The sequence below is a fragment of the Olivibacter sitiensis DSM 17696 genome (assembly GCF_000427965.1).
GTDB classification, from domain to species: Bacteria; Bacteroidota; Bacteroidia; order Sphingobacteriales; family Sphingobacteriaceae; genus Olivibacter; species Olivibacter sitiensis.
Map to the genome: position 1 here is coordinate 1 of NZ_ATZA01000069.1, position 12,941 is coordinate 12,941.

General features: G+C 39.3%; 12 protein-coding genes. 6 read left to right on the forward strand and 6 right to left on the reverse strand.

Annotated elements, in window-relative coordinates; all coding sequences use genetic code 11:
• Positions 1-737: IS4 family transposase (locus A37S_RS0121340; protein ID WP_028298720.1), on the reverse strand; the 737-nt coding region annotated here is incomplete at its 3' end.
• 502 nt (positions 738-1,239) lie between these two features.
• Between A37S_RS0121340 and A37S_RS25665 the strand changes: the two genes are divergently transcribed.
• Genes A37S_RS25665 through A37S_RS0121365 form a run of 5 tightly spaced genes read left to right on the forward strand, consistent with a single transcriptional unit; the run spans position 1,240 to position 6,356 of the window.
• A complete protein-coding gene (locus A37S_RS25665) occupies positions 1,240-1,704 on the forward strand; it encodes a MarR family winged helix-turn-helix transcriptional regulator (protein ID WP_051293375.1) in 465 nt (154 codons plus the stop codon).
• Between the two features lie 46 nt (positions 1,705-1,750).
• Complete coding sequence (locus A37S_RS0121350; protein ID WP_028298721.1) at positions 1,751-3,070, forward strand: TolC family protein; 1,320 nt, start codon at positions 1,751-1,753, stop codon at positions 3,068-3,070.
• Between the two features lie 25 nt (positions 3,071-3,095).
• Positions 3,096-4,184: an HlyD family secretion protein gene (locus A37S_RS0121355; protein ID WP_028298722.1), complete on the forward strand. Its 1,089-nt coding sequence runs from the start codon at positions 3,096-3,098 to the stop codon at positions 4,182-4,184.
• Positions 4,185-4,196: 12 nt separating this feature from the next.
• Entirely contained in the window at positions 4,197-5,744 is a 1,548-nt protein-coding gene (locus A37S_RS0121360; RefSeq protein ID WP_157278991.1) for an MFS transporter, read from the forward strand.
• A gap of 30 nt (positions 5,745-5,774) precedes the next feature.
• Entirely contained in the window at positions 5,775-6,356 is a 582-nt protein-coding gene (locus tag A37S_RS0121365; protein WP_169719548.1) for a TetR/AcrR family transcriptional regulator, read from the forward strand.
• A gap of 33 nt (positions 6,357-6,389) precedes the next feature.
• Here A37S_RS0121365 and A37S_RS0121370 read toward each other — a convergent pair whose 3' ends face one another.
• From A37S_RS0121370 to A37S_RS0121395, 5 genes are all read right to left on the reverse strand, one after another.
• Positions 6,390-7,856, reverse strand: coding sequence for a relaxase/mobilization nuclease domain-containing protein (locus A37S_RS0121370; protein WP_028298725.1), 1,467 nt, complete (start codon positions 7,854-7,856; stop codon positions 6,390-6,392).
• Positions 7,853-8,272 carry a plasmid mobilization protein gene (locus A37S_RS0121375; protein WP_028298726.1) on the reverse strand — a complete coding sequence of 140 codons (420 nt, stop codon included), beginning with the start codon at positions 8,270-8,272 and terminating at the stop codon, positions 7,853-7,855. Before A37S_RS0121375 ends, A37S_RS0121370 begins: the two co-directional genes overlap by 4 nt.
• A 1,243-nt stretch (positions 8,273-9,515) precedes the next feature.
• The gene (locus A37S_RS0121385; protein ID WP_157278994.1) at positions 9,516-10,424 is read right to left on the reverse strand and encodes a hypothetical protein; all 909 of its coding nucleotides are present in this window, start codon (positions 10,422-10,424) and stop codon (positions 9,516-9,518) included.
• A 367-nt stretch (positions 10,425-10,791) separates the two neighbouring features.
• Entirely contained in the window at positions 10,792-11,931 is a 1,140-nt protein-coding gene (locus A37S_RS0121390) for a hypothetical protein (RefSeq protein ID WP_028298729.1), read from the reverse strand.
• 224 nt (positions 11,932-12,155) lie between these two features.
• On the reverse strand, positions 12,156-12,434 hold the full coding sequence (locus A37S_RS0121395) for a hypothetical protein (RefSeq protein ID WP_028298730.1): 279 nt from the start codon (positions 12,432-12,434) through the stop codon (positions 12,156-12,158).
• Positions 12,435-12,768: 334 nt separating this feature from the next.
• On the opposite strand from A37S_RS0121395, the gene A37S_RS26885 reads away from it, so the two are divergent.
• Positions 12,769-12,941: helix-turn-helix domain-containing protein (locus A37S_RS26885; RefSeq protein WP_084163981.1), on the forward strand; the 173-nt coding region annotated here is incomplete at its 3' end.

Genomic DNA, 12,941 nt, shown 5'->3' on the forward strand with positions numbered 1-12,941 from the left:
GCTATAAGCTGATCGGCGAGTATAGTGGAGTTTTTTTCGCTCTTATCGGTATTATCCTTAACAATCTGATAGGCCATGTTGGTTTTTGAGCGGGTAACAAAGAAACTCCTGTTGCCGTCCAAAACATTCAGCCATTTGTAATCCACATACCCCCTGTCCATTACCACAACGCTTCCGGCAGGAAAAGAAAGCTTCCTNGCCACATTGATCTCATGTACACTTCCTTCTGTCATAGCCGTAAAGACGGGTAAACAACCATCGTAATCCAGTACCGTATGCATTTTTACCGCTCCCTTGCTACTTCGGTAAGTAGCCCAGTCGAACATCTCCAGACATAGCGGAATGACCGTGGCATCCAGCAGGTAAACATTCCTTTTCAGTCTTTTAAGACCTGTACGCATAAAGCTGTTCTGCTGCCATAATTCTTCCAGCACCTTGTAATAGAAATCTCTGAAAAGCTCGTAACTGCGGTGTTTGTTGATATAGGACAGGCTCGATTTGCACGGGACCCGGACGACACCCAAATGGCTGATGTTGCCCGTGGTGCTCCTGAGACCCTGACTGATATCCCGGACGGAACCGGCTCCACCTATATGGCAGAATAGCATCGATACAAAGTGCGTCCAGCTGTTAATCCCTTTGCTGTGCTTATCACTATGGTGCTTTTTTACCAATCTGTCGAACTTTTCCCTCGGAAAATACGACAACATTTGACTGAATAAACTTATATTTACCATCGGAGGTTAATGTTTGATTTTGACACTCAAAACATACGGCTTTTTAGCCGTACCTCCTTCTTTTTCCTTAATTATTTTTCAGCGTTTTGGACGCCTCTGGTTCTATACTAATTTTTCATAATTATTACTTTAGGCTTCTGTCTCGAATATAACTATACACTACGGGAAAAAGAAAATTCTTACACAGAAAGATCTGTAGTTTACACTAATAATCTTCTAGCTTACACAAAGGCCTTAAACTGGATCAATTCAGCAACGCTCTCAAGCTTTTACTATCCTTTGGAAAAACCCATAAACAAATTCGGAAATTGACTTATCAGGTTTAATAAATTTATGGCCAAGAGCATTATTCATTGTTGCGGGCATTCAATCTTGCATCAAAGATAAAATTTCTTGCAGACGCACACAGATTTAAAAATGAGGATTATTTTTTTCATTCTGACAAAAAGCTTACAAAATTACACAAGCACCCAAACAATTAAATATTTAACTTTGCATCATCATGAAAGAAGGGTCCACCACAAACGAGCCATCGCTGCAAATTATTAAGAATTACATTGATTCCGTTATTACTATGCGAAATGCTATAAAGCAGTACTTTTTGCAGAAAATTCGTGCCAGTGATCTTAGTGACCTCACTTACGAAATGTTTCAGGTATTGGCTTATTTATGGATAAAGAATGAGGTCAATCAACAGGATATCGCAAATGCTGTACAAAAAAACAAGGCTAGCATAACGCCCCTAATAGATAATCTATGTAAAAGAGGTTTAGTTACCCGTACCTTAAATCCGGATAACCGAAGAAATAACCTCATCAGTTTGACGGAAAAGGGTAAACAATATGAACGCGTGTTCACCCCTTTTCAAGAAGAATTTTTTCAGCTCCTGCTTACTGAAAGTTCCCTGACAGAAATTAAGCAAACGACTAATACGCTTAATCGTTTAGCTAAAAAGGCACTTTCATAATTTTTTTGTACTTAAGGTTAAATATCAAACAGTTTTATTTATAACAATGATCAGATTTATAGGTTTTGTTCTATTGTATTTCCTGACTATACCATCGGTTGCAAAAGCCCAACAAGATAGTACAACCCGGCTGCTTAAGATTGAAGAGCTTTTCACTTTGGCCGAGGAGTACAGTAAAGAACTGGCGATTGCCAAACAGGATATAGCCATTAGCGAACAGCAGACGGATATAGCAAAATCAGCACGGTTACCGGAGTTTGGGGCGAATTTAAGTATGGGCGTGATTAGCAATGCTGTAGTATGGGACAATCATTGGAAAAACTGGGAAACAGCGCGTTTGCCACATATTAGTCAGTCCTTTATTGTGGATGCCTCCCAAATAATCTATCAGGGAAATAAAATCAATAACACCATTAAAAAGGCGCAATTAGCTGAACAATTAGCGGGCTTAAATTATGAGCAAAACCGGGAAGATATCCGTTTTTTACTCTTAGGGAGGTATTTTGATTTGTACCGGATGTTCAATGAAAAAAGAATATATGAACAGAATATTGCGCTGGCCAAGCAACGTATGGAAAACATCCAGAAATTAAAACAGGAAGGAATGGTGACCCAGAACGATATCATCCGGACGGAATTACAATTAACCAATTTTGAAGTAGCTTTAGACCAGGTATCTAACGATATTACTATTGCTAACCGGGAACTTTGTGTGGTATTGGGACTGCCTACCCATACAGCCATTCAGGTAGATACTGCTTTGTCTGCTTTTACACAACAAGACCTTGGCTTTGTCCAACATTTGAACGAGGCTTTATCTAGCAATCCGGTTATCCGGGCCAGTCAAGTCAGAGAAGATATGGCACAGCAGGATATTAAAATAGCGAAGGGGGATAAATCACCTATTCTGTCACTTTATGCAGAGGACATGACCGCACGTCCTTTCCTGTATGATATTCCCCCATTGGATATGTACATGAATTATTTTCAGGGGGGAATCCGGTTACATTATAACATCTCTTCGCTTTACCACGCCAAAGAGCATATTAAGCTGGCCAAAATGGAATATACTAAACAACAAAAGGAAACAGAACTGTTACAGGAAAAGACAGAACTACAGGTGCACCAGGCTTATGTAAAATGGCAAGAGTCCAAACGAAATTATGCTTCATTAGAAAAAAGTTACCAATTGGCTAACAGCAACTATCAGATCGTAGAAAACAAATACTATAATCAGTTTGCCGTGCTAACGGACATGCTGGATGCCAGCACGGCCAAGCTGGATGCCGAATTACAGATGAACAATGCAAGGGCATCCATTTTATTCCGCTGGTATCAGCTGCAAAAAGCAATCGGAAAACTCTAAATAAAAATTAGACAGCATTTTAGACATGAGCGAACATATAACGACAGAAACATTAAGTAAAGCTGAAAAGCAGGCACTGAAAGAAGTAAAACGAAGAAAACGGATTGTGCTTTTCAATTGGATTTCCGCGATCTTGGTCTTGGCAGCCATCGCTTGGGGAATAGCAGTATTCTTCCACTTGAACAATAGCGCCTATACAGACGATGCCCAAGTGGATGCCTATATTAATCCTATTAATGTACGAATACCCGGTTATATTAAAGAAATCCGTTTTCGGGAACACCAAGCGGTTCATAAGGGAGACACCTTGGTTTTCATTGAAGATGCCGAATATAAATTAAAAGTTGCAGATGCGAGTGCTGCCTTAGCGGATGCGCAAGCGGCTAAGAATGTGACACTTTCTGGTGTAGATATCGCCAGCAACGGCATTAATGTCTCCAATGCCAATCTGGAAGAGTTAAAAGCCCGTTTGGAAAACATGGAGACGAATTATCACCGTTATGAAAGACTTTTAGCTGCTGATGTGGTAACGCAGTATCAGTTTGACGAAGTAAAAACAGAGTTGGATGCGATGAGAGCCCGATATGAGGCATTAAAGGCCCAGCATACGAATTCTCAATTGAACACCGATGAGACACGTAAAAAGATTTCCGTGAGCGATGCAAATGTGCTTCGTGCACAGGCTGCACTTGATCTAGCTAAACTAAATCTTTCATACACCGTGATTCGTGCGCCTTATGACGGAGTGCTGGGCAGAAAAATCATTGAAGAAGGACAATATGTACAAGCCGGGCAATCGTTGGGGGCTATTGTGCGTGGAGATGAAAAATGGGTAACGGCCAATTACACGGAACGGCAATTGAAAAGCATAGCCCTGGGGAAAGAAGTGGAGATGACCGTAGATGCTCTTCCGGGAAAACATTTTTATGGAACGATCAATGCGATATCTGAAGCAACCGGTTCCAAATATTCCGCCATTCCCGTTGATAATTCCACCGGAAATTTCGTTAAGGTTCAACAACGGATTCCGGTTCGCATCGATTTCAATGAGAAAAACAAAAAGAAAGAATTAGCGCTGTTGCGGGCGGGGATGAATGTGGTGGTAAAAAAATAAAGTAGAGAGAAGATGGATCGAGTATTTCGTGCTTGGGTACCCCGACAGCTGGATTTGTGGATATTGTTGTTAATGAGTGTAATGCTCTCTTTTAATAACGGCATACCTACCGGTATAAGTCTCTACGTGCTGAGTGACCAAGCAGGTATTCCTGCGGATATAAGCATGGCTTCCTACGCTTATTATACCGGTATGTCTTGTGCTATTCCTTTGGTTTTCCGCATGAACAGTTTTACTTCTAGCAAAAGACTCTTAATAGCTGTTTACCTTATTTTATTATTTTTAAACTTTGTTCTGGCCAACACAACAGCACCTATTTCGGCGGTCATGGCTGCTTTTATCGTGGGCTTCATAAAAATATTTGGAAGTGCCCGCCTTTTAGGAGAGCTCATGCCAATGATTATGCCTAATGGTGAACGCTATGAAATGTACTGTGTTTATTATCCAATAGCAATTGTTGTTCCCGCTCTGTCGAGTCTGGTAGCGGCTTATCTTGCCGATTATATTCAGTGGGAAATGAACTTTCACTTCCAAAATTTATTACTCTTTATCAGTTTACTCATTGCTATTCTATTTATGCATGAGGAAGACCATCAAAAGAGAGTCCCGCTCTATCAGTACGACTGGCTGGGAACCGTACTTTTAGCTGCGGGGCTTTTGCTCACAGCCTATTTCACTACTTATGGACTAACGGAAGACTGGTTCCATTCCCCTTACATCATATTAGGTGCAGTTTGTGCCGTAATCACCATACTGCTTTTTTTACATCGAAATATCCGAATAAAAAGGAAATTGTTTGATTTTGAGGTATTCAAATCAAGAGCTTTGCCCATAACCTTGGGAACTTTATTTTTGTTAGGAATATTTTATAGCAGTTCTTCCTTGATTACTTCTTTGCTCGGAATTATTGTACCGGGTAATCCGGTAAAAAATGCCGAAATCAACAGCTATGTCATTTGGGGTTACCTTATTGGAAGTGTATTGACTTATCTATACTTTAGGAAAACCAAAGACTGCAGGTATATTTTTGCTTTTTCCTGTTTATGTTACCAGATTTGTAATGTATGGCTATTTTTCCTGATTAATCCGCAAACAGATCCTGACTTGCTGTTTTTACCTTTGTTTTTCCGGGGAATGGGGCTTATTATTTCCTACATTACTGCCGGTGTCTATTTAGGTGGGAATGTGCCTATGAAATCATTTTTCCCTTCTGTTACATTTTTGATATTTGTCCGTTCTTACCTTGTTCCCATAGTTTGGTCTAACCTGATAAACAATTGGTATTACCATCGTCAGGTAATCAATATGAACTACCTGGCAAACGGCATGGATCAATCAGACGCTTTGGTTGTGCTGCGGGGAGTAAGTCTACCACGCGCTATACAAACACAGGCTTCTCTTCTGGCTTTACGGGATATTTTTGGAATGTTAAACATCATTGGCCTAATATTACTCCTTATAATCTTTTTCTTTCCGTACCATTCTTCACCAATACGAAGAATAATCAATTGGAGGAACAAAGCCCGTTATAAAGAGTTGATACAGGCTTTACCAGCCTAATATACATGTAATCAGATGAATAAGTCTCCTATGAAAAGACAGCTCGACCATGATAAAAGAGATGCGATACTCAAAGGCCTGTTGGAACTCGTGAACCAGGAAGGTTTTTTGGGAGTGTCCATGGATCTACTGGCCAAAAAAGCTGGTATTTCAGCTGGCTCTATTTATTATTATTTTGAGTCAAAAGATGCAGTGATCCTGCATCTTTACCAAGAGCTTAGAGAAAAGATAGATCAGGAAATGTTTCATCTCAAAGAGATCCAAGCGGTTAATTATGAAACTCAATTCCGGGAGCTCTTTGTCAGGCTTTGCCATTACTTAATCCGGCATCAGCAGTATTTTGTTTTCATGGATCGATTTTATGCTTCCCCTTATCCTCAGCTCAATCAATGTCAGGATATTCAGTTTCAGGAAAATAATTTTGCGGCCTTTTTTGAGCTTGGCATTCAAGAAAAGTTAATCAGGCCGTACAATATACATCTCATTGCTTCTCTTTTTATGGGTACGGTTACCATTAGTATTAAAAAACATATTTTGGAAGTCTTTCCGTTGGAAGAGGAGGACATGCGGAATCTCGCAACCGTTCTATGGGAAGGATTGAAAGAAAAGTAAGTTTGTTGGGAATTAACAGTAACTTAATTTTAACTATAGAATAACTATTCCCGCTATTACATAACTTTGCCGAGAAGTTAAAAAATGTATGTCGGGATCATCGCCAACATCAGGTGCGATGGTAGCGGCCATATCGGCAAACCCACCAATGGGATTTAATATAGATACATCAGGTATGGAATCTATTATTTGCCGTTCTCGGTCTAAGGATTTCAGATCATCCGAAGGTATTACATCTTCTGCCTCCAAAACCGTCCTACCTCCATAGTCTATAATAAACCACTTACCATTTTCCTTTGCCAACTCCATATTAAGTTTTCCCAGCGTTGAAATGTCGTTGTTTTTCAGGTAAAGCTGTAGTAGATCCTTATAATATTCCCGCTCTTCTTTACCCAATGTCCGATCCGTAATAGGTACGCGATACATCGGTACTCTGAACTTCTTTGAAAGTATCTTGATATGGTTAATGGATTCGGTGTTATAACCGGACAATAACAGCGCTTGCTTTTCAAGATAACTTAATTTAACCTTGTGATCGGGTGACTTGCTCAACTCGGGTAGCTTCATAATGGACGATCCTTTAAAAACTGACTTCTCTTTATGGTCAATGATCGTATAACCATAAGGCGGTTTGCCGTCTTTGAAATGAAACACAAACTGCAAACCGAAACGTTCACGCATAAAATCCGTGAAGTCCGACCTGTATCCGACCAGCTTCCCTTGGCGTTGACCCGAAAGGGTTTCGTGAACTGGCATTAAGCCACCTTCAAAATCGGGTAAATATTTTTTGAAGATAGTCTTTAGTTGATCTGCGCGCTTTCTATCCTCTTTATTGTTTTTTATCTGCTGGCCAAAATCATAGCTGTTCACCGATGTTACCAGCTGATCCCTTTTGTAAAAATTAAGGACACCGGACACCTCTGAAAATGAATGACCTGACACCTCATAAAGCAATTTAAGCTGTGCCAATGTGGTTACATTATATTTAGTGAAATCGGTCTTTTCTAGCTTCCTATCAAATCCATATTTCTCTTTCATGATCTGATCAATGAATTTGACCGCTCGGACATTCTCAAAAGAATCAGGAATGGAAGCCCCTGTCTTGACGTTGATTCGTGAAGATACGATGTGTACATGGTTGTTTTCAGTATCGTTATGAAAAACGATAATATAAGGGTTGTCACCATAACCCATTCTCTTTATCCACTCGTGCGCTGCTTCTGTTAGCTGGTGTTTATCGTACTCTTTTCCATTACAGGAAATAACAGCATGAAACTGCTTTTTTTCCTTACGCGGATTAAGCTTAGCTATGCTCAACAGGTAATTTCGGACATCTTCCGGTTTGACAAGCGTATCGTTTTGTATTGTAGCGAAATTCCTTAGCGCCATTAACTCACCTTTAGCGCTGTCCATCTTGTTAGTGTTGTATACAACCCCTCCGAAATTCTTTGAAGAAGCCGAAGCTTTTCCTTTTTTATTATCTAGAATAATCGCATTCATTTCAACAACTCCCTTATTACTTTTCTTAGTACGACACGGACTTCATCTTTCTTTTTGACATAATCGGAAAGAAGCAAGGAGAACCTTTCAACAATTGAGTGGTCTAGTTTTCCCATTTTATGCATGGCGTTAGCATGCTTCGCCAGCTGGTTTATATTGTTTCCTGCACGTGAAAATTCGGTGCCTATTTCATGCAACTCTTTGTGGATTTCCTTATAATTCACAACAATTTTTTGTTCCAAAGCCCTTTTCAGGATGTAATCAGTTATGCTTATTCCTAAACTTTTTGATAAGGATTTGATCTTGTTTTTTTCCTCTGCCAAGCATCTGATCTTTATTTCTGCTGTCCGTTTTCCGGCAGATTCCTTTTCAGGCCTACCTCCCTTGCGTTGTTTGGGCGTTTTATTGTTTTCCATAGTCTTATAAATAATCGAGTTGCGAGATTATTTCCACTTCCCAACTGCGGTTGGGCAGGAGTTTTTGTGGGAACAAAAACACATCCTGCACAATTAAAAACGAAGACTATTTTAAGCCCGTTTTTAAAAAAAACGCACTGGTGAAAAAAAAGGAAATTTGGCCTTTCCCTAATCAGGGACAATTTCGGTTCTGATATTTTTATCCATGGTAAAAAGCTGAAAAAAGTCTTGCGCTTAAGAAATCCTTACGTTGGATTAAACTTCCGAAGCTTATAAGGCTTGGTTGTGTGGTGTGTTGGTTTGGTGACACTACTATGTGGTGGTATAATAGTATACTGGTGTTACGGTTATTTGGTATAATGATACATTGAAATAAGTATACTGAAATACCATTGTATAAACATGGCTTGGTAGTGGTATTTCATAAAAACAAAAATCCTTAACTAAGCTTATCAAGATGAAAATTCCTAGAATTTGAATCCTTTCAATATTGATGGGCAACTTGTAAAGAGATGAAATTTCCACGATAACATGGGGGCAACGCAAAAACCAACACGTTTCGGCAATAATAGTCACAACCCCTATCAATAAATAAGACAGTCTATTTTTAAGCATAACGAATGATTTTGGTTGAAAATGGCACAGCTGGCTCAACCGCGATTGACTATGGTATTATCAACTATAGCTGGTTGTTTGGTGTAATGATATAATGGTGTAATGGTATTTTTATATCATTATACTAATGTAGTACGGTTTTTTGGTATAAAAATGTATTGGTAAAAAGGAGTTATGGTATAATGATGGTTTGGTATACACTACAAAGGAATGTGAGTGAATATGTAATGATAAATATAGGCATTTAACCAAATAATCAATAAAAAGCATATTCTAGTGAATATTGGTATAAGCCCCCCCCCAATCCTGACCCCTTGCCCATGCTATATTCTTATAAGATTTTTTATAGTACCTGTTCTTAAGCGGAAGCCGTATTTCATAAAAACAGAAATTTTTTACTAAAAAAATCAATATGATAATTCCTAGAATCTGAATCCTTTCAATATTGATCATCAGATTGTAAAGGGAGCAGATTTCCACGATCACATGGGTGCATAGTAAATATGACCCCGTTTCGGCGAGTAATCCCACCGGAATGATGAATAAATAAGATAATGTCTTTTTAAGCATAACGAATGATTTTGGTTGAGAAATGGCACAGCTGGCACAGCCGCGATTGACTAGGGTATTATCGACTATAGCTTATCGTTTTTTTTTCTAAATCAGCCATAATTTTTTCATTGTAGTCCTCAAAACCTGAATACAGGTCACGCCTGTCAACCAGTGAAGGAAAATTGCTTCGGAAAAGCTCGGTGAATTTATTTCCACCGGTTCCATTGTCTAAAAACAGATTCAATTCTTTGGGCGGATCAGATTTGAGTTTATCAATAGTTTTACCCGACAGGGATAAAGTGTTCATGACGATGTTGGTGTCTTTCAAGGAAACCGTCTTTTCTTTGAGTGCGGATAGAAAGTTAATCATTCCCTCAAACACGTTCGACTTTCCTGAATTCCCGTTCATGATCAGTACATCTTTTTTGTCTATGCAAATCTTTCCGAATTTGGAGCGGATATCGAAGCCACCGGATTCATTTTTCCATCCAGCTCCGAAATAGCGCTTTCGTTCACCGTTTTCCCTGATGTGATCATAGTACACTTCTACGACTTTTTTGGATCGAACCGCTTCGTCCAATATTCCTCGGGACTGCAAATAAGACGATATAGCGAAGTTATTTCCTAAAGGCTTGGTGCGAACCACTTCATGTGGTTTGGGTCGCTCACGGTCTTGCAAATCGTTTCTATTTGGAATTTTTTCTACAGGAAGGTCGTTATATATCCGATTGATTCTACCAACAACACTTTCAACGCTTTGGGTGTTGTAAAGCAGTAGACCCAATTCGATGATCGTTCCACCCTTACCTTCACCATGGTCAAACCATACTCCTTTTTTATCATTTACGACAAGGGAGCCGTCACGATCGGCACGGTATGGAGCTTTGTACGTAGCCGTAATACCGTTGTACCGCTGGGGCTTGAAACCTTCGCGATTTAAAAAATCGGAAATTAAAATTCGTTCCTTAATTTGGGCAATATTCATAATATTCTGCTTTTTCTTTTTCGCTTGCAACAAATAAAAAAGGTCGCGCAGCGACACCTATTTATTTCAGTTGAAAGTCGAAAATCTTTTTTTTTATAAATAAGGTTATATATTTCTATATATAGTATATATATTGCTCGAAATACTCGACAATGAGTTGCGTTTAAAATGCCTCTAGGGGTTTTTATGTTTGAAACAGCCATCGAAACACTCGACAGCCATCGAAATACTCGACAGTGCTATCGAAACACTCGACAGTGCTATCGAAACACTCGACAGTGCTATCGAAACACTCGACAATGCCATCGAAACACTCGACAGTGCCATCGAAACACTCGACAGCAATATCGAAACACTCGACAGCAAATTAAGGCTCTTTCAATCCCTTGAAATATATATTCATTGCCTGATTGTCCGTTAGGTTTATTGCAAAGGCTTTTGCGTAAACCTTCTTAAGAACCTGTACCTTTTCCTTCACATCAACTTTCCTAGTGGTTAACCAAGCCTGAAACGGCTCTTTATCTCTATGAACAAGGTCTTTGTATTTGGAATTATACAGCAATTTCAGGTCATCCAATAAACCATAATAAAAATTATGTTCTTTGAGAAATGTTGCCTTTGAATAGGCTGGAAGAAAGGATAATTCAATGTAGTATGTATAATTTTTCGAACCCGAAACAAACTTGTAGTTAAAAGGAAATTTGGCTTTATCCCTGATTAATTTAAGGACATTATCTACCATTTCTTTTTGATGAAAGGTCTTTTTATTCTCCGTGTTCAAGTAACTACTTATAACGTCCATTTTAATGGTCGTTACATTATTGTTTTGTGAAAACAATAGATGCCTTAGAACGGATAGGTATATAACAACAGCCTGTCTGTTTTCGCGACCTCTACCTTTCCCAGCCAACTTGTAGGCCTCGGTATCAATAGTATAGTACCTTTTAATAAAACCATCCAAAAGTTCAGGGCTTAATCGCACTTCATAACGTTTTATTTCATTAGAACGTCTGTTATAATTTAGTTGCACATCGCGGATAATCCTTATGGATTCAATCTTAACCGTCTCGTTTCTGTCTTTAGTGGTGTAAACGTTGCTGAAAAGCAGGTTAGTTTTCATTAATTGTATTAAAAGATGTTCGAAAACTGTTTCGAATCGGTATCCTTCAACAGTGTGTGGCTTCTTTTTATCAAGATATTCAGCAGGTAATTTCTGTGCAAGATCACCTCTATTTCGACCTGTAGCCTCACAAAATTCCTGTAGTGTAAAGCAAGTGTATCCAAATAGATCATACTTTATCCGTTTGGATATAAAAATGATAAAATCCAAAGCTAAACCTGCATAATCCTCGAAACTTACACGGATATCGGAAAGATTTTCTGCGATTGCACGATCAATTCTTCCAAGGTGAGTAATATTTTCCATATCTTCGCGATTATTTTTGCGCTGGTAGTCGGCTTCGAACCTAGACACGACATTGTCACTACCAGCTGTGAAGTAATTCATTTTTTGTACAATTTTTGATCGGGGTTACCACGTCCTTCTGTACAGAAGGGATTTGAAAACGGCTCACGAACGGTTTTCTTATCTTCCGGCAGCTCAACCCTTGTCTTATCTGCATTATGAAATAACACGATAGGACTTGGGGAACACTTTTCACTTCCGGCTTATCACCGGCTCCACTCCCAGTGCTTTCACTGGGAAGCGCTTCACCCCTCTATGTCAAAGAACTATATATCAGGATTCCATCGCGGATACCTTGCGCGGATGAATTCGAGTTCATCGCGATATTGTTGTGATAATTCCATAAGCCTTTTCTCTTTTAGCACATGAACAGATTTATCAAAATGCACATTCGCTTTTTTAGGAAGTTGGCTTTGGGATTTTCTATTTACTTTTGCAGTAGTAAGTGTTTGTAGTTTTTGGTTTTCAATTAGCAACGCATCATATTGGGATTGCAAATGGGCAATCTGTTTGGATAATTCTACTATGACAGCGTTTGCAGACATAACCTAACGTTTATGAATTTTGCGAGTTTCTGCGCTTAGCCTGCTCTTCTTCGAAGTCAAGTCCTGTGACTGCGTAAAGGATTTCTCGTGCAGCTTGGACTATTTTTGGATTTTGTTCAAGAGGATAGCGTTCAAGTTCGTACAACACCTTCCAGCGTTCCTCTTTCGTTCTGTAAACGATCATGGAGACCATGTTACGAGGCATGTTATGTCTAATGAATTGCAGCTCTCGTAAGTTCAATTAAGAAATGCAACAAAGGTTGAAATAAACATGCCAATTGGGGGTACCCCCAATTGGCATGTTTAAGGGAAAAAAACGACTTTTGAATTGCGAATGGAAAAATCACATTTAACCCTGGAACAAAGGTACGAAATCCAGGCTTACAGAGCGAGCGGAAAGAAGATCTCGGAGATCGCCGTTATCATCGGCAGGGACAAATCGGTAGTCAGCCGGGAGGTTAAGCGCAACAGTAATCCCAAAGGGGTCTACAAGGCCTCCTATGCCCA

Coding starts and splice junctions, on each gene's coding strand:
- A37S_RS0121385 (WP_157278994.1), bottom strand. CDS start 10,424: ATGAATATTGCCCAAATTAAGGAACGAATTTTAATTTCCGATTTTTTA.
- A37S_RS0121360 (WP_157278991.1), top strand. CDS start 4,197: ATGGATCGAGTATTTCGTGCTTGGGTACCCCGACAGCTGGATTTGTGG.
- A37S_RS0121395 (WP_028298730.1), bottom strand. CDS start 12,434: ATGTCTGCAAACGCTGTCATAGTAGAATTATCCAAACAGATTGCCCAT.
- A37S_RS0121355 (WP_028298722.1), top strand. CDS start 3,096: ATGAGCGAACATATAACGACAGAAACATTAAGTAAAGCTGAAAAGCAG.
- A37S_RS25665 (WP_051293375.1), top strand. CDS start 1,240: ATGAAAGAAGGGTCCACCACAAACGAGCCATCGCTGCAAATTATTAAG.
- A37S_RS0121370 (WP_028298725.1), bottom strand. CDS start 7,856: ATGAATGCGATTATTCTAGATAATAAAAAAGGAAAAGCTTCGGCTTCT.
- A37S_RS0121390 (WP_028298729.1), bottom strand. CDS start 11,931: ATGAATTACTTCACAGCTGGTAGTGACAATGTCGTGTCTAGGTTCGAA.
- A37S_RS0121365 (WP_169719548.1), top strand. CDS start 5,775: ATGAAAAGACAGCTCGACCATGATAAAAGAGATGCGATACTCAAAGGC.
- A37S_RS0121350 (WP_028298721.1), top strand. CDS start 1,751: ATGATCAGATTTATAGGTTTTGTTCTATTGTATTTCCTGACTATACCA.
- A37S_RS0121375 (WP_028298726.1), bottom strand. CDS start 8,272: ATGGAAAACAATAAAACGCCCAAACAACGCAAGGGAGGTAGGCCTGAA.